The sequence below is a fragment of the Acinetobacter colistiniresistens genome, from assembly GCF_000413935.1.
Taxonomy (GTDB): Bacteria; Pseudomonadota; Gammaproteobacteria; order Pseudomonadales; family Moraxellaceae; genus Acinetobacter; species Acinetobacter colistiniresistens.
Genome location: NZ_KE340380.1, coordinates 185257 through 203814, shown reverse-complemented (window position 1 = coordinate 203814; position 18558 = coordinate 185257). Strand labels below are relative to the sequence as shown.

Here is an 18558-nt window from a genome sequence, read left to right as displayed (position 1 = left end):
TTAAAACATGCGTCTTAAGGTCGTTTGGGTATTGATTCGCAGGATTAGCCTGGGAAAATACCACGCTCTTTACGTGCTTTTAAGATACGTTCACAGCCTAAAATGAAGGCAGCAGTACGTAAGGTACATTCTTTCTCACTTGATTTATGCCATACATCATTGATGGCTTGAATCATTAGCTTGTCTAGTCTTTCGTTAATTTCTTCTTCAGACCAGAAGTAGCTCGACATATCTTGAACCCATTCAAAGTAAGATACGGTTACACCACCAGCGTTACAGATTACGTCAGGAACAACAGTGATACCGCGTTCAACTAAAACGTCATCCGCTTCTGGGAAAGTTGGACCATTCGCACCTTCGAGTACCAATTTTGCCGACAAGTTTTTCGCACGTTCAACCGTGATTTGGCTTTCCAATGCAGCAGGGATCAAAATATCCATGTCTACAGTCCAGAACGCTTCATCACTGATCACTTGTGCACCAGCAAAGCCACCCACACCTTGGTGAGTTTCCATGTGTGTTTTCAATGCAGCAAGGTCGATCCCTTCTGGATTGAAAATCGTACCGGTGTGATCTTGAATCGTCACGATTTTAGATTTTGATTCTGCAAACAGATAAGCAGCTTCACTACCCACGTTACCAAAACCCTGAACCGCAATTTTTGCGCCTTCTAAAGGTAGTTTGATTTTTTCAGCCACTTGTTGACCCGTGATAAATACACCACGGCCAGTCGCTTTAATACGACCCAACGAACCACCAAGATGTACAGGCTTACCAGTTACTACACCTGTCACAGTATGACCTTGACCCGATGAATAAGTATCCATGATCCAACCCATGACATTCGGGTTAGTCCCTACATCTGGCGCAGGAATATCTTTCTGTGGGCCAATGATATGGCTGATTTCGCTGGTATAGCGACGTGTTAAGCGTTCTAATTCACGTGGAGAAAGCTGACGTGGATCAACACGGATACCGCCTTTTGCACCGCCAAATGGTAAATTTACCACCGCAGTTTTAATTGTCATCCATGCTGAAAGAGCCATTACTTCATTTAAATCTACATCTGGGTGATAGCGAATACCGCCTTTACCCGGACCACGTGACAAGTTGTGTTGTACACGATAACCCTCAAAATGACGAATTGTGCCATCGTCCATAACAATTGGCACATCAACAATCAAAGCACGTTTTGGGCGCTTCAATGTATCCACATAACCTTCTAGACCATCTAGATATGGAGCAACACGCTCGATCTGTTCAAGATAAGTTGCCCATGGACCGTCATTTTGAGAGACATAAGATAAATTAGACATGTTTTAACCTTTTGATGAATTCACATGATCCATCAATCAAATATGTAGTTAAAAATTATATAAGCGGCTAATTTGGCAGTTCTACTGTCCAAATCAAACCGTGGATTACATTCCGCCACATCAAAAACTTTAATCTTTCCGGTTTCCTTAATGGCCTCTAGTAATGGGTCAAAAACTGATAAATCAATTCCTTTTACCGCAGGTGCGCTTACACCTGGCGCAATGCTAGCACTAAATACATCAAGATCAACTGTAATATACAAATAGTCAACTTTTCCTGTAAAAGCTGTCAACTTTTCGATCAAAGTTTCAACACTTTGTTTCTGTAACTCATAATCGTAAATATAAGTACAATTCAGCCGATCTGCGGTTTCAAATAAAACCTTGGTATTTGAATGTTTCGCCACGCCAATACACAAATAATGAAATTCTTGCTGATGCTGTTCAGACAGTCTGGCTGCATTCAAAAATGGTGTGCCAGAGGTCACCTGTTCAGCTTCACGCAAATCAAAATGTGCATCGAAATTGATGATGCCAATTTTCTTATTGGGTTCATTGTTTTGCAGATATTGAAACAAGCCAGAAAAGCTGCCAAAAGCCACTTCATGACCACCACCTAAAACAATCGGTTTCATGCCCTGTGTTAAGCTTCTTTCGACCTGTTCAGCCAGTTCAGCCTGTGCTTGTTCCAGTTTTGAACCGTCACACACCACAGTCCCGATATCAGCAATCGTGATGGGTTGATGTACAGGCAAATTGGCTAACTGCGCACGAATGCTATCTGGAGCATCTGCCGCACCTAAGCGGCCTTTATTGCGCTTTACCCCTTCATCCGAGCTAAAGCCAATCAGGGCATAATCTGCTTTTGGCGTGGTATTGATGACTTGGTGAATCCTCAAGTGTTCAGCACCCTCGCCATCTTTACGCCCTTGCCATGTAAATGAATGATTCATTGTCTCTAGCATCCTTTATAAATGAGCTACATTGCTAGATCGAGATTTCTTGACCATGCTGAATAATCCGCTTTGGCAAATCCCCACCCAACCAGTAAACGATCTCGGATGGATGCTCAATCTCCCATGCGATAAAATCGGCAACTTTACCGACTTCCAACGTACCGTGTGTATCTTGTAAACCCAAGGCATGCGCTGCATGCGTGGTCACACCCGCTAAGGTTTGTTCAGGAGTTAAACGGAACAAGGTACTGCCCATATTCATCATCAATCGCAATGACAAGGCTGGCGATGTGCCCGGATTTAAATCACTGGATAAGGCAATCCGCACCCCATGTTGATGCAAACTCTCTAACGGTGGGGATTGGGTTTCTCGTAGAAAATAGAACGCACCTGGCAATAACACTGCAACTGTACCTGCGGCAGCCATCGCCTTGACATCATCCTCGGTCATAAACTCTAAATGATCTGCTGACAACGCTTGATAACGTGCTGCCAAACTAGATCCACCAAGTGAAGAGAGTTGCTCTGCATGCAGTTTGATCGGTAAATTCAGAGACTGAGCTGTTTTAAAGAGACGTTCAACTTGTGCTGGAGAAAAGGCCAAGTATTCACAAAATGCATCGACCGCATCGACCAAGCCTTCCTGATGAAGTTTTGGCAGCATTTCATTGCAGATATGCTCAATATAAGCATCACTTTGATCCTTATACTCAGGCGGTAAAGCGTGCGCCGCCAAGCAGGTACTGCGAACTGTCATTGGCAAAGTATCTGCAATCTGACGAATCACACGCAGCATTTTGCGTTCGTTGGCATAGTCCAGACCGTAGCCTGATTTAATCTCAATGGTGGTGACACCATCTTTGAGCAGACAACGAATTCGTTTTAACGCCGATGCCAACAACTGTTCTTCACTGGCTTCACGGGTGGCACGAACGGTACTGGCAATTCCCCCACCACTGGCTGCGATTTCAGCATAGCTGACGCCTTGCAAGCGTTTTTCAAACTCAACACTACGGTTGCCACCAAATACACTATGGGTATGGCAATCAATCAAGCCCGGCGTTACCCATGCCCCATTTAAGTCAATGGTTTCAGAATATACATCGGCAGGAAGATCTTTAAATGCTCCAATCCAGTGAATATGCTGTCCTAGCGTGACCATCCCTGCATCTTCAATACTGGAATATTGTCCATCTTGCATGGTGGCGATATGACAGTTTTTCCAAAGCTTTTTCATTTAAAACTCCTCTCACTGCTCAGGCATGATCAACACCTGAGCAATTTGATTGTTAGCTTTCCAATTCAATGTTTTGTTGCAAGGTCTGATTTTCTTTTACGCTGTTTTGCTTGGGCTTCACCCAAATGGTATAAGCAATCCAAAGGAGAATTAACCACGTTACCCCGACATAAATCGCAGGTCGTGAGTCAGGGAAATATCCCATCATCGCCAAGATAAACAGCATGAATACAATCGCAAATGCAGGTGCATACGGCCAGCCAATCACAGGGAAATCCAAGGCTTTAATTTCTTCTTTAGACAGCTTACGACGCATTGCGACCTGCGAAAGTAAAATCATCAGCCATACCCAAACGGTTGCAAAGGTTGCGATTGAAGCAATGATGATGAAGACATTTTCAGGAATGAGATAGTTCAGCACAACACCGATCAATAACACCCCAGCCATCACCACAACCGTCATCCAAGGCACGCCATTCTTTGAGATTTTTTGGAAAACTTGCGGTGCTTGTCCACGGTTCGACATGCCATACAGCATACGTCCTGCACCGAATACGTCACTGTTAATTGCCGAGATTGCTGCGGTAACCACCACAATATTCAAAATCGTAGCCGCTGATCCAATGCCTAGATTTTCAAAAATTTGAACAAATGGACTACCTTGGCTACCAATTTGATTCCATGGGAAAATCGACATCAACACAAAAATCGTCAATACATAGAACAGTAAGATTCGGACTGGAACGGCGTTAATGGCACGAGGAATCGACGTTTTCGGATCTTGCGACTCACCTGCAGTCAAACCAATAATTTCAATCCCGCCAAAAGCAAATACCACCACAGATAAACATGCAACCAAACCTGCAATTCCATTTGGCATAAAGCCATCATGAATCCATAAGTTTTGAATGCCCGTGGTAAAACCACTATGGTCAGCATGGAAACCATAGAACATTAAACCGAAACCACCCAAGATCATGGCAACAATGGCTGTGACCTTGACGATTGAAAGCCAGAACTCAAGTTCGCCAAAGACTTTCACGTGAATCAGGTTGATTGCACCCAAGAACATAATCAGAGACAGAATCCAGATCCATCGGGGTACATCGGGGTACCAGAATCCCATATAGATCCCGAAAGCCGTGACATCGGCCAAGGCGACAATCACCATTTCAAAAACGTAGGTCCATCCCGTGGTAAACCCAGCTAATGGACCAATATAATGTGATGCGTACTCACTAAAAGAGCCTGATACCGGATTACGTACAGCCATCTCACCGAGTGCACGCATCACGATATAAATTGCAATCCCTGCAACAATATATGCGATCAATACAGATGGCCCTGCCATTTTGATGGCTGTCGCCGAACCGTAAAAGAGCCCTGTCCCGATGGCTGAACCTAATGCCAAGAAACGAATATGACGGGTGTTTAACCCCCGCTGTAATGTGGAGTGTTGTGACATTATAATCTCCAATCCTTGAGGAAATTTAGTTAGATTCGGCCACTCCATGTGACCGTTTTATTGATCACACTTCAGACAAACTCGGTAATAGCTTCGGAACCAGCAATGCGTTCAAGCAACCACTTGCGAGCAATTCACTTGCCTGCTCGATATCGGGTGCAAAGAAACGATCTTCACTGTAGTAAGGTACTTGGTCACGCAACAGTTTACGTGCGCGCTCCAGTTTTGGAGAACTCTTCAATCCTTCACGGAAATCTAGACCCTGACATGCACCTAACCATTCAACTGCAAGAATGCCGCGAACGTTATCAGCCATATACCATAAACGTTTGCCCGCATTCGGTGCCATGGAAACATGGTCTTCCTGATTTGCAGAAGTCGGTAAACTATCAACACTGGCAGGATGTGCAAGTGCTTTATTGTCACTTGCTAACGCAGCGGCTGTTACTTGAGCAATCATGAAGCCAGAGTTGACTCCACCATTGGCAACCAAGAACGGCGGCAATTGTGACATATGACGGTCCATCATCATAGAAATACGACGTTCAGATAGCGAACCAATTTCTGCAATGGCCAATGCAAGGTTATCCGCAGCCATTGCCACAGGCTCAGCGTGGAAGTTACCACCTGAAATTACATCACCCTCAGCAGCAAAGACCAATGGGTTATCTGAGACAGCATTTGATTCAATTTCTAAAACTTCTGCGGCTTGACGGATTTGAGTCAAACAAGCACCCATCACCTGCGGTTGGCAGCGTAATGAATATGGGTCTTGAACCTTGCTACAATCTTCATGTGAATGAGAAATTTCACTTGATTCAGTTAGTAAGTCACGATACGCAGCGGCAACATCAATTTGACCACGTTGACCACGCACTTCATGAATACGTGCATCGAATGGCGCACGTGAACCCAACATTGCTTCAACGCTTAAACCACCGCAAACCGTTGCGGCAGCGAATAGGTCTTCTGCTTCGAATAAACCACGTAACGCATAAGCAGTGGATGCCTGTGTACCATTCAGTAATGCCAAACCTTCTTTCGCCGCCAAAGAAATCGGCTCTAAACCTGCAATTTTTAACGCTTCAACCGCAGGTAACCATTCACCTTTATAACGTGCTTTGCTTTCGCCAATTAACACCAAAGACATATGTGCAAGCGGCGCCAAGTCACCTGAAGCACCCACTGAACCTTTTAATGGAATATGCGGATACACTTCAGCATTGATCAAAGCCAAAAGTGCATCAATCACTTTACGGCGAATCCCAGAAAAACCACGTGCCAAGCTGTTCGCTTTCAGCAACATGATCAAACGTACCATGGCATCATCTAAGGGCTCACCCACACCTGCCGCATGTGAAAGCACTAAAGAACGTTGTAATTGTTCTAAGTCTTCTGGTGCAATTTTAGTCGAAGCGAGTAAACCAAAACCTGTATTGATCCCGTATGCGGTACGACCTTCATTGACGATTTGTTCCACACAAGCAACGCTGGCATCGATTCCTGCTGAAGCACTGTCGTCCAACTTGACTTTAATTGGATTGAAATAGGCTTTACGAAGGTCTGCTAAGGTGAGTTTGCCGGCTTGAATTAAAAGTTCCATTATTGGCGTCCTGTTTTGCACTCTATTGTTCGCTTACGATGCTGAATGCACAATTGCAAAAAGCATCGTAATGTCCTTGTCTGTTTATTGTGTGATCATTGGCAAGTTCAAGCCTTGCTCTTTAGCACAATCAATTGCGATGTCATAACCCGCATCGGCATGACGCATCACCCCTGTTGCAGGGTCATTGGTTAGTACACGTGCAATACGTGCCGCAGCTTCATCGGTACCATCACACACGATCACCACACCTGAGTGCTGCGAGAAGCCCATACCTACACCACCACCGTGATGTAATGATACCCAAGTCGCACCACCAGCAGTATTCAACAAGGCATTTAATAATGGCCAATCAGATACAGCATCTGAACCATCTTTCATTGATTCTGTTTCACGGTTTGGACTAGAGACTGAACCTGAATCCAAATGGTCACGACCAATCACGATCGGTGCTGAAAGTTCACCACTACGCACCATTTCATTGAATGCCAAGCCCAATTTTGCACGTAAGCCTAAGCCCACCCAGCAAATACGCGCTGGTAAACCTTGGAAGCTGATCCGTTCACGCGCCATATCTAACCAACGATGTAAATGTTCATCATCTGGAATGAGTTCTTTTACTTTGGCATCTGTCTTATAGATATCTTCTGGATCACCTGAAAGTGCCGCCCAACGGAATGGACCAACACCGCGACAGAACAATGGACGAATGTAAGCAGGAACGAAGCCCGGGAAATCAAAGGCATTTTTTACGCCTTCGTCTTGTGCCATTTGACGAATGTTGTTGCCATAGTCAAAAGTTGGAACACCCATTTTCTGGAAATCCAACATCGCTTGAACGTGCTGCGCCATTGATTGTTTTGCTGCTTTGACCACCGCTTCTGGCTCAGTTTTAGCGCGCTGACGGTACTCTTCCCATGTCCAGCCAATTGGCAAATAACCATTCAATGGGTCATGTGCGCTGGTTTGGTCAGTCACCATATCTGGATGTACACCACGACGGACTAACTCAGGTAAAATTTCAGCAGCATTGCCATGTAGTGCAATAGAAACCGCCTTGCCTTCTTTGGTATATTTTTCAATACGCGCCAAAGCATCATCTAAATCAGTTGCTTGTTCATCGACATAACGGGTACGTAAACGGAAATCGATGCTGGTTTGTTGGCATTCGATATTAAGTGAGCATGCACCTGCAAGTGTTGCAGCCAAAGGTTGTGCACCACCCATACCGCCTAAACCAGCAGTCAACACCCAACGACCTGTTAAATCGCCGTTATAGTGTTGGCGGCCTGCTTCTACAAAGGTTTCATAAGTGCCTTGTACAATGCCTTGGCTACCAATATAAATCCATGAACCCGCTGTCATCTGCCCATACATTGCAAGACCTTTGGCATCCAATTCATTGAAATGCTCCCAAGTTCCCCAATGTGGGACAAGATTTGAGTTCGCAATCAAAACACGCGGTGCATCTTTATGAGTTTTAAATACGCCGACTGGCTTACCTGATTGAACCAATAAGGTTTCATCTGTTTCTAAATTTTTAAGTGTTTCAACGATCTTGTCAAAACATTCCCAGTTACGTGCAGCACGACCGATACCACCGTAAACAACAAGCTCTTTTGGATTTTCTGCAACATCAGGGTCAAGATTGTTCATCAGCATGCGTAAAGGCGCTTCTGTTAACCAGCTTTTTGCATTGAGCTTTGTACCACGTGGTGCGCGAATTTCTACATCACGAAATTTTGTTGTCGTTGTTGTCGTTGTTGTCACAATCGGACTCCTTCCATTGAGTTTGAATCAGCAAATTAACCTGCTTTACTGTATAGCAATGTATTAACTTGTATATACATCCATATACTACACAAAACTTTTATCTTGAAAAGATGCTTTTCAATTCTTTTATGAAAATAATTTACAAGCTTATGAAATAAATAGATTTATTTTTATGTTAGCCATAAAAAACACATACAACTTGAGGTTGTATGTGTTTTAAGAAAAAGTGAAAAACTTAATTTTTTGTGAGTTCGATCAGACAAGCTTGCTTTAAATGCTGTGGTTTTAAAACCAGTTTTTTCAATGCTTTTTGCTGCTCTATTTTAAGACTTTCATGCTGGGCTAAACAGAAAATCTGTTGCTCTACTTCAATTTCTAATGGTTCAGGACTCTGATTAAAAATAAAAATCAGATCCGCTGAGCTGAAAAGCTCAGAACTCGTTGGCTCACGTATCCATTGATAGCGAGAACACCATTTGTCTGGATTATAAATCAGATTAAAGTCCCGAATCGGCCCATCACTGAGTTCACAACTGGTCGTGCTATCTCCACTAAATTGGGCGGATTGTAAGGTTTTCAGATGCTCAGAATCATCATCAATCTTCAGTATGATGCCAGCACCTTCCAATACTGTAAGGATGCGCTGCATACCATTGAACTTGGAAAAATCGCCCGAAGTTTTAACATCCGCCATGGAAATGCGCCAATCAAACGCATCTAGACCATCCCCGTCACTTCGGGCAAGCTCTCTGGTATAGCCCGCACCATTCTTCCACAGCATCTGCTGATAATCAGATACGCTTAACTGTTGAATCATTGGGTAAATTTACCTTCCAGATAATAACGGCTACCCGGATAAATCAATCGCGCACTGGAAATCAGTTGTTTATTCGACCAAGTCCGACGACGAATCAATAGACACGGTTCGGTCTTATTAATTTTCAGCCATTTGCATTCTTGTGCAGAAGCCAGAATCGCTGTGACCACATGCTCACCCTCGGTCACAGGTGCTTTCGACATCAAATACGCATTCGGTGTAATGCTTTTAAAGTCTTGTGACAAGTAATCAGGAATCAATACCGGATCAACCAATCGGTCTTCAATCTGTACTGGCACATCATTTTCATAATGTACAATAATTGAATGGAACAGCTTTTGCCCTTCACGCATCTGCATCAACATGCTTTGCTCGGCATTGGCCTGAATTTGTTCCAGCACCAAAACTTCGGCATGATGCTTATGGTTTCGGGCAATGATTTCTTCGGCAATATTATTGACATGAAATAAAGCGGTACGCCCTTGCCCTTCGGCAACAAAAGAACCGACACCTTGAATACGTACCAATAAACCTTCACTGGTCAGTTCGCGTAAGGCACGGTTCACGGTCATGCGGCTACAGCCGAGTAAATTGACCAATTCACTTTCTGAAGGAATCTTTTTATTAACCGTCCACGTTCCCTCATAGATTTTTTGTGAAATCATTTGTTTCACACGCAAATACAAAGGAACGGGACTATCTTCTTCTAAGGACAAATCCAAATCGTTTTGCTTTGTCGCTCTTGACATTGGCTAAAACTCATACTAAACATTATAAGTCATTGTATATTGAATTTAGCGCAATTGTATATACAAGCCTATACAAATAAACAATTTAGGTCAGATAGAATACACAGCACTCCACTTAAATATCGAAAATTTATTTAATCTACACCGTATATCGTTTGCTTAAACCCCATTCTGCCAAGATACGGCGATACATGGTCGAAGAACGGTCGGCTTCAAAATGCGCTTCCATACTAATATCTAAAGGTAACTCTTCTGGCTTTTGCACCTCTACCATCTCTTGATCTTCAGCAAAAATCTGCGCATTAAAATCATAGACCGCTTGTAAATCACCTGTGGTATCGAAATTACGGGTTAACGGTACAAATAAGCGAGTCTTATTATGCGAGATGGGACAACAGGCATTTAAAATCTTGAGCACCCCGTCATTTGGAAAATGAATGGTCAGCACTGCTGAAAATGGCGGATAAACATCAAAGATCCGTTCCCATAAAAAATCATCGGGCGCTAAATGCTGCATGCCATGCGGATAGTTGCTGACATTACTGGTGTAGTTTGTATGTAAGCCATAATCGGTACGTTCAGTCGAATATTTAGGCACCACAGGATTATCTCGATCGGCAAAAGCCTGATGATGTACCCAAGCAAAATGTGCAACATCAATAAAGCCTTCCAGTTGACGACCACTTGAACCTGCAATATCCACTGATGACGGCAAGATGGCTTGATGTGCCGCACTCTCCCATGTCTCTAACACAGGAAAATTCGCCAAACTTTCGTCTCTACCCAAAATGCTAGTCCAAACCAAGCCATATTTTAAAACCACGGGAAACTTGGTCAGCGAAAAGCGCTCTGAGATTTTAGTTAAATCAGGTTGAGCTGGAATTTTGCTGCATTTGCCATCCTCATTAAAATGTAAGCCATGATAAGGACAAATCAAAGTGTCTCCCTCAACCCAGCCTTTGCTCAAAGGCACACCGCGATGCGGGCAAATATCCCGAGCCAAATGAATCTGCCCTGTTTCGGTCTTATATAGCGCCAGATTCATATCCAATAAGGTCACTTGCTGCGGTTTGCTGCTCACATCTTCAATACGTGCGACGGGATACCAATGCTGTGCAAGAATCTGCCAATCCTGATCATCAAATTGGCTATGGCATGGCTTATTTGGAAGATTGATGAATGGAATTGCGTTCATATCCTGTGCTCGTGATTTCGTCTTTCCGCTGTTGTTTGCAGTGTGGAATAGATCAATATTTTCGTCTATTAGAATGATTTACATGACTCATTCTAAAAATTAGAACAGTCTAGGCACTAAAATTGCTTTTGTATTGAAACCTGCTTTATCTCAAGTGAGTTTGCAATGGCCCTGCCATTTTCACGTTTTGCCGATTATTTTATTGCCGTTGCCAAAACAGGCAGTTTAAGAAAAGCGGCCGATCAACTTTTTATTTCTGTCTCCGCCGTGCATCGGCAGATCGTTTTGGCAGAAGAAGAGCTCGGTGTGGCTTTATTTGAACGTTTACCCAGTGGACTCAAGCTGACTTTGGCTGGCGAATTACTCTATGCCGATCTACGCAGCTGGCAAAAAGAGTTTCAAATCACCCAGAAACGTTTGAATGAAATCCAAGGCATACAACGCGGTTCAATTGATTTTGGGATGATTGCAGCACTGAGTGAAAGCTTTGTCAGTGCAGTGATGCAGTCTATTGTTGAGCAATATCCATGGATTAATTTTAAGCTTCGTGTCTTGGACAGTGATCGTATCGCGGATCTGGTGATCAATGCTGAACTCGACTTTGGTTTGATTCTGAACCCTAAACATCAGCACCAATTACAAATCAGCGCCTTTATTGAAATGCCCTTGGGTTTCGTGATTCCCAAACAGCATCCTTTAGCCCATAAAGAAAAAATCTACTTCTCTGATACACTGGAATTCAATCATATTGTTCCTGCCGAGCCTTTGGTCATTCATGACCATGTTACGGCCTTATATAAAAAGCAGAACTTTCACCCACGTCATACTATCGAGTGCAATGATATCCATATGATGATTTCATTGCTCAGACAGAACTTAGGCATTAGCATTATGAGTTATCTGGATGCTGCCCCTTATATTGAAAATGGTGAGTTTGAATTTAGAGCAATCAATGACCATGGCCTACATCCGATTACCGTTGCACTTTGTGTTGCACCAAAACGGCAACTTTCTCGGATTGCGCAAATCATGATGAATCAAATCATTATCGAGATGGAGGCACTAAAATCGCGCATGTTAAAGAATATTCATCAACAACATGGTGTTTTTGCACCAAAATAAAACACATAAATCACTGATTTAAATCAATATAATGTTTGACACCTAAAGATTTTATCGAGTAAGTTGATGTGAAGATTCACCTTTTCCACATTCAGGCATTACTATGGTTTGGCCCAATACAGACACTCATTTAACAGCAGATTATCCACGTGATATGGTCGGTTATGCCGATCAACCGCCCCATGCCCAATGGCCCAATCAAGCGAAAATTGCGGTGCAGTTTGTGTTGAATTATGAAGAAGGTGGTGAAAAGCATATTTTGCATGGCGATGAAGGATCAGAACAGTTTTTGTCTGAAATCAGTGGTGCAGAAAGTTATCCTGCGCGGCATCTTTCGATGGACTCGATTTATGAATATGGCTCACGGGTCGGTTTTTGGCGGATTCAACAGGAATTTGCCAAACGCCAATTACCCATGACCATTTTTGCTGTGGTAATGGCTTTGCAACGAAATCCATTGGTGGTCGAAGCGATCAAACAGCACCATTATGATGTGGTATCACATGGCTTACGCTGGATTCATTATCAAAATATGGATGTTGAAACTGAGAAACAACATATGGCGGAAGCCATGCACATTCTCAAAGATTTGTTTGGTGAAATGCCAACGGGTTGGTATACAGGCCGCGATAGCCCCAATACCCGTCAGTTATTGGCAGAATATGATCAGGTGCAATATGACAGTGATTATTACGGTGATGACTTACCTTTTTGGACAACACTCAGCAATGCAGCGGGTACAACCCGTCCGCATTTAATTATCCCCTATACACTTGATACCAATGACATGAAGTTTGCGTCTCCTACTGGCTTTAATCGTAGTGAGGATTTTTTTGAATATTTAAAAGATGCTTTTGATGTTCTCTATGCAGAGGGAGCAAGTCGTCCGAAAATGCTGTCTATTGGTATGCATTGCCGCATTCTAGGACGTCCTGCCCGCTTTAAGGCACTACAGCGCTTCTTGGATTATGTACAAAATCATGATCGGGTCTGGATTTGTACCCGTCAGCAGATTGCTGAGCATTGGTATAAACATCATCCTTTTCAAGCTTAGGCTTTTTAAAGCGTCATAAGGTGTCGTATATCCGATTTAAACAATTTATCCAAAGAAAATAAGTTCTAAGATACTCCTTTAGAATAAGGAGATGATCAGGATGAAAGTACAATATTTTGCAGCAAGTAGCCTAGACGGATTTATTGCGACCGAAGACGATTCTTTAGAATGGTTATTTGCATTAGGCGAACTGGATAACTCAAGTTATCCAGTGTTTATTACAAATGTTGGCGCTTTGGTCATGGGCTCAGCCACTTATGAATGGATATTGAATAACGCAGAGCAAGTTGCTGCCGAAACAGGTTCAGCTTGGCCTTATACTCAGCCAACTTGGGTATTTTCCAGTCGTAAACTACCCTTGATTGAAGGTGCAGATATCCATTTTGTACAAGGAGAAGTTAGCCCTGTTTATTATGAAATACAATCCATCATTGAGGATAAGAATATCTGGATTGTAGGCGGTGGCGAATTGGCAGGTCAGTTCTATGATGCAAATTTGCTTGATGAGCTTATTATACAAATTGGCTCTGTTACTCTTGCAAAAGGAAAAGCACTTTTTCCCCGAAGAGCACTTGCTCCAACACTTAAACTAAACTCTGTTCATCAAATGGGTGAAGGTATGGTTGAATTACATTATAGCGTTGAGCGGAGTACAACGATTTGATGGGCCGGATTTCAACCTTCTAACAGCCTGTTGCTCCCCTGTAGATATCTGTAAAGTGAGTTTAAATACCGTCATTTAAATCGTGCATCCAAAGCATATTTACAGGGACATCGCAAAAGTTCATCATTAATTTCATCCTATATCTGATAATGCAAAATTAAAAATAAATCACTATCAGATATTCGTGAACTAATATGGCTTAGGCTATTTGATGTGTGCTGAAAAAACAGGAGGTTTTAACTTGGTAAACTAAACACACTCATCAGGAGTTTACCATGAGCAAGAAACACAAGACTTACACCACAGAATTTAAAGCTGAAGCCATCAAATTAATTGAAGCCAATCAAGGCAATGTCTCGGAAACAGCTAGACAACTTAGCATTTCAATGCAAACTCTTTCAAATTGGAATACCAAAGCAAAGGCTGGAACTTTAGCAGGTACAAAACAGTATTCACCTGATCTAAACGCTCTACTCGAAGAAAATAAAAAACTCAAACAACAGCTCAAAATAGCTGAAATGGAACGTGAATTTTTAAAAAAGGCAGCAGCGTACTTTGCCAAAGAAAGTCAGTAAGGTACGCCTATATGAAACAAAAAAGATATTCTTTTCCAATTACCTTAATGGCTCGATTACTTCATGTTTCAGTTTCATGTTTTTATGATTGGCTCAAGAGAGGCGTGAGCAAAAGAACGATTCAACGAAATCAACAGACGATATTGGTGAAAATAGCCCATGAGGAGACAAGGCAGAGCTATGGTTATATTCGATTAACCAAATACTTACAAGCTCAGGGCATAAAAATGAGTATGTACGCTGTACGTCAGATAAAAGCGCTGAACCACCTGTATTGTAAGCGACACAAGCGTTTTAAAAGGACTACGAATAGTGACCATAATCGAGCGATCTATGAAAACCTGCTGGAGCAACAATTCTCAATGACTAGACCAAATCAAGCATGGTCAAGTGATATTACGTACATATGGACTGTTGAAGGATGGCTGTACTTAGCAGCGGTAAAAGACCTTTACACGAAGCAAGTGGTTGGCTATAGCTTAAATGAGCGCATGACAGCACAGCTTGTTTGTAATGCGCTAAATATGGCTATTCACAATCAAAAACCAACCAAAGAACTGATTGTGCATTCAGACAGAGGAAGTCAATATTGCAGCCATGAATATCGAAATATACTTGAGCAATATGGTTTTCAAGGTTCAATGAGCAAGCGCGGAGACTGTTACGATAATGCACCGATTGAAAGCTTTTGGGGAATACTGAAAAATGAGTTAGTGCATCATTACAACTATCAAACCAGAGAAGAAGCCAAAGCAGATATTATAAAATACATTGAATTATTTTATAATCATCGAAGAATTCAAAAGGGTTTGGGTTTTAAGACACCAAATCAAATGGCCGAAGACTTTTATAAGTTGGCTGCCTAGAATCTCCCAAGGGAAAGTCTCCTGATAATTCAGCGTATATCAATTTTTGCCATGTCCACACTCCGCTGTTGTAACAACTTCACCGCTTGCTTGGCTTGCCAAGCCAATTCCATCATATCCAGATCAGGAATCTGATCATTCTCCATCACCATTTTCCCTGCTACAAACATCGCCTTAATATGCGCACGTCCGCCACTTGCCACAGGCCCAATCGCCATATCATGTAAGCCAAAATAACGAGGATCGTCTAACTGATAAATGACCAAGTCCGCCTGTTGCCCGATCTCAATTGTACCGACTTGATCAAGTCCTAAAATCTTAGCACCGCCTACCGTTCCCCAACGGATCACATCCTCAATACTGGCAGCATCTGCACCACCTTCAAATTGTCCACCCAGATATTGTGGTGTCGCCAACATCCCTTTTCTGGCCCGTTGTAATAACCAAGCGGCATGGGTTTCAGACAACATATCTGCGGCTTCATTGGAACCCGCACCGTCTACCCCAATCGAAATGGTCATGCCTGCCTGTTCCAACGCAACCAGATCAGCAATACCGCTACCCAAACGAGCATTACTCTGCGAACAGTGCGCGATTCCTGTTTGAGTTTGGCCTAACAACTGAATTTCTTCGGGCAATAATTTCACCAGATGGGCAAACCACACATCACTGCCAATCCAGTCCTGTTCAGCACAGAATTGGACTGGGGTCATAGCAAACTTAGCTCTAGCTGCATCCAGATAATCCACCGTTTCAGATAAATGACTATGCATCCGAATCTCCAATTGTCTAGCGATTTTGGCACTTTCCCTTAATTGCTGTGCTGTGGTCGAATGCAAGGTTGAAGTCGGTGCCATCACGATTTTTCGAAAAGCATTTGAATCTGGCTGATGATAGTGCTGCACCAAACGCTCAATATCCAACATATAGTCTTCAAATTTCTCAGGACGCAGGGCTTGAGGTAACTCACTTTCCAAACCACGTGTAAGTGTTGCGCCACCGCGACACAGCACAAAGCGCATACCCAATTTTTCGGCTTCATCAAATAAAATTGCAGCACCATCAAACGGCATTTTTGGCCAATATAAATAATGATGGTCTGCTACCGTTGCACAACCTGAACGTAATAACTCAATCAAGCCAATACGTACAGCAATCCGAAAAGTCGCTTCATCGAATGCACCACGAAATCGATACGGCGTACTCGCCAACCACGAAGTCAGACTTTGATTCAGTCCTTGTGGTTCACCCTTGAGTAAAGACTGAAATAGATGATGATGGGTATTCACCCATGCTGGGTAAATCACACAATCTCTGGCATTCACAATCTGTTCATTCGGCTGAGCGATTAGCCGCCCTATTTCAGTAATTTGTCCTGATTGGATACGGATATCATTGGATGTGCAACGTGCCGCATCTCCAGATAATCCCGTCAAAATGGCATGGGCATTTTGAATTAAATAGCTATTATTTAAAGACACTGAACTCATACTTGCTCACTCTCATGCCATTTGCTTAAAAACAACTGGCTTAATAAGGACATCAATACAAATAAGCCCAGACCCGTACAGGTAATCAGGAATAATGCAGCAAACATCAAGGGTAAATCCAACTGAAAACCTGCTTGTAAGATTTGATAGGCCAAGCCTGCACTGGTGCCACCCGCGCCTGCAACAAACTCGGAAACCACAGCGCCGATTAACGCCAAGCCACAGGAAATCCGTAAGCCACCAAAGAAATAAGGCAAAGCATTCGGCACACGTAACCGCATTAGAATTTGCCAGCGACTAGCTTTATTGATTTGAAAAAGATTGAGCAAACCTTTATTGACACTACGCAGACCTAGCGTGGTATTGGTCAGTATTGGAAAAACCGCGACTAACATGGCACACACCACCAATGCCAAAGTGGTATTTTGAATCCAGATGATGACCAGAGGTGCGATTGCAACAATCGGTGTGACCTGAAATAAAATGGCATACGGCATAAAACAGGCTTCGAGCACACGACTTTGTACAAATACAAAAGCGATCAATGTGCCAATCATTACGGCGCAGACAAAAGCCAATAAGGTGATTTTTAAAGTTACCCATAAACTACCGAATAGCACACTAGACTGATTAATCAGTGCCATCACAATATCACTGGGCTTCGGTACAACATAAACAGGCACTTCCAGTTGTTGAAAACTCAGTTGCCAAAACATGAGAAAAATCAAGCCAAGCCCAAGTGGAGCAGCAATACGTTGTACCGTTGGATGTTGTAGCAATGGTTTAATCATGATCATGTCCTCCACTTGCCTCAGCCAATAATTGCGATAGATGCGAACATTGTTGAATAAAAATGTCTGAGCTTCGGAAAGACTCATCACGTTGATAAGGCCCTTTAATGTTTAGATCCGCCACTACGCGTCCCGGTCGTGCACCCATTACAATGACCCGTGAAGACAGATACACCGCTTCGTAAATACTATGTGTGACAAATACCACTGTGAGATCTCGTTCTGACCATAATTGACGGATATCACTGTCGAGTTTATGGCGAGTAAATTCATCCAATGCGCCAAAAGGTTCATCCATCAGTAATAGATCAGGTTCAGTCACCAAAGCTCTGGCCAAAGAGGCACGCATTTGCATGCCACCCGAAAGTTCACGTGGATAAGCGGTGCCGAATTTTTCTAAACCAACGGCTTTTAAAGCAGCTTGGACTTTGGGCGTACTGGTTGATTTGGCAATATGCTGTAAATCCAAAGGTAAACGTACATTGTCTTCAATATTGGCCCATGGCATGAGCGTTGCTTCCTGAAACACCATGGCCATTTTGCATTGGGATTGCATTTCAGCCTTGCCATTCCAACGCACCAAACCTGCAGAAGGTTGTTCCAGATCGGCGAACATTTTCAACAAAGTACTTTTACCGCAACCTGATGGCCCCAGTAATGAAACAATTTCACCACGGGCAATATTTAAATCGAGTTGCTGTAAGGCATTGGTGCCATTTGGATAAGTTTTTTCAACTCCTCTCGCCATAATCATCGGCGTGATAAAGGTTGAAGATTCATGTATTGGCGTATCAAGTGGTAAAGCAGAATTCATGTGGTTTCCCCTTCGTGCGAGTGCCCTATTTTGTTCACCCTTTCACCCAGACTTACTTCTCAGGCAAGTAT

Annotated in this window: 16 protein-coding genes; 4 read left to right on the top strand and 12 right to left on the bottom strand. The window is 43.0% G+C overall.

Annotated elements, in window-relative coordinates; translation table 11 throughout:
* Positions 1-44 precede the first annotated feature (44 nt).
* The 9 genes from F907_RS09190 to F907_RS09230 all read right to left on the bottom strand — a co-directional run bounded on the left by F907_RS09190 (position 45) and on the right by F907_RS09230 (position 11111).
* On the bottom strand, positions 45-1316 hold the full coding sequence (locus F907_RS09190; RefSeq protein ID WP_005242142.1) for a Glu/Leu/Phe/Val family dehydrogenase: 1272 nt from the start codon (positions 1314-1316) through the stop codon (positions 45-47).
* A 32-nt stretch (positions 1317-1348) separates the two neighbouring features.
* Positions 1349-2269, bottom strand: coding sequence for a formimidoylglutamase (gene hutG, locus F907_RS09195; protein ID WP_016652170.1), 921 nt, complete (start codon positions 2267-2269; stop codon positions 1349-1351).
* 34 nt (positions 2270-2303) lie between these two features.
* The gene (gene hutI / locus F907_RS09200) at positions 2304-3509 is read right to left on the bottom strand and encodes an imidazolonepropionase (RefSeq protein ID WP_016652169.1); all 1206 of its coding nucleotides are present in this window, start codon (positions 3507-3509) and stop codon (positions 2304-2306) included.
* Between the two features lie 52 nt (positions 3510-3561).
* Entirely contained in the window at positions 3562-4974 is a 1413-nt protein-coding gene (locus F907_RS09205; protein ID WP_005274507.1) for an amino acid permease, read from the bottom strand.
* Between the two features lie 64 nt (positions 4975-5038).
* Complete coding sequence (gene hutH, locus F907_RS09210; protein WP_016652168.1) at positions 5039-6577, bottom strand: histidine ammonia-lyase; 1539 nt, start codon at positions 6575-6577, stop codon at positions 5039-5041.
* 84 nt (positions 6578-6661) lie between these two features.
* A complete protein-coding gene (hutU, locus tag F907_RS09215; RefSeq protein ID WP_016652167.1) occupies positions 6662-8347 on the bottom strand; it encodes a urocanate hydratase in 1686 nt (561 codons plus the stop codon).
* Between the two features lie 238 nt (positions 8348-8585).
* On the bottom strand, positions 8586-9167 hold the full coding sequence (locus tag F907_RS09220; protein WP_016652166.1) for a HutD/Ves family protein: 582 nt from the start codon (positions 9165-9167) through the stop codon (positions 8586-8588).
* Positions 9164-9916: a histidine utilization repressor gene (gene hutC / locus F907_RS09225; RefSeq protein WP_016652165.1), complete on the bottom strand. Its 753-nt coding sequence runs from the start codon at positions 9914-9916 to the stop codon at positions 9164-9166. The genes F907_RS09220 and hutC overlap by 4 nt, the downstream gene beginning before the upstream one ends.
* Before the next feature lie 139 nt (positions 9917-10055).
* Entirely contained in the window at positions 10056-11111 is a 1056-nt protein-coding gene (locus F907_RS09230; RefSeq protein ID WP_016652164.1) for an aromatic ring-hydroxylating oxygenase subunit alpha, read from the bottom strand.
* Between the two features lie 165 nt (positions 11112-11276).
* Here F907_RS09230 and F907_RS09235 point away from each other — a divergent pair, with 165 nt between their 5' ends.
* The 4 genes from F907_RS09235 to F907_RS09255 all read left to right on the top strand — a co-directional run bounded on the left by F907_RS09235 (position 11277) and on the right by F907_RS09255 (position 15392).
* Positions 11277-12233, top strand: coding sequence for a LysR family transcriptional regulator (locus tag F907_RS09235; protein WP_016652163.1), 957 nt, complete (start codon positions 11277-11279; stop codon positions 12231-12233).
* A gap of 103 nt (positions 12234-12336) precedes the next feature.
* Entirely contained in the window at positions 12337-13287 is a 951-nt protein-coding gene (gene puuE, locus F907_RS09240; protein WP_016652162.1) for an allantoinase PuuE, read from the top strand.
* A gap of 100 nt (positions 13288-13387) precedes the next feature.
* On the top strand, positions 13388-13951 hold the full coding sequence (locus F907_RS09245) for a dihydrofolate reductase family protein (RefSeq protein ID WP_016652161.1): 564 nt from the start codon (positions 13388-13390) through the stop codon (positions 13949-13951).
* A gap of 275 nt (positions 13952-14226) precedes the next feature.
* Positions 14227-15392, top strand: a protein-coding gene (locus F907_RS09255) for an IS3-like element ISAba22 family transposase (RefSeq protein WP_085944217.1) whose coding sequence is annotated in 2 segments (ribosomal slippage) — positions 14227-14485 and positions 14485-15392 — 1167 coding nt in all. Because the reading frame shifts where the segments join, the coding sequence is not laid out codon by codon here.
* 29 nt (positions 15393-15421) lie between these two features.
* Here the strand turns inward: F907_RS09255 and F907_RS09260 are convergent.
* The 3 genes from F907_RS09260 to F907_RS09270 are packed head-to-tail and all read right to left on the bottom strand — an operon-like array spanning position 15422 to position 18487.
* Positions 15422-16882: an amidohydrolase family protein gene (locus F907_RS09260; protein ID WP_016652160.1), complete on the bottom strand. Its 1461-nt coding sequence runs from the start codon at positions 16880-16882 to the stop codon at positions 15422-15424.
* Entirely contained in the window at positions 16879-17673 is a 795-nt protein-coding gene (locus F907_RS09265; protein WP_016652159.1) for an ABC transporter permease, read from the bottom strand. The genes F907_RS09260 and F907_RS09265 overlap by 4 nt, the downstream gene beginning before the upstream one ends.
* Positions 17666-18487 (bottom strand): ABC transporter ATP-binding protein, encoded by an 822-nt coding sequence (locus tag F907_RS09270; RefSeq protein WP_016652158.1) that lies wholly within the window; start codon positions 18485-18487, stop codon positions 17666-17668. The genes F907_RS09265 and F907_RS09270 overlap by 8 nt, the downstream gene beginning before the upstream one ends.
* Positions 18488-18558 lie beyond the last annotated feature (71 nt).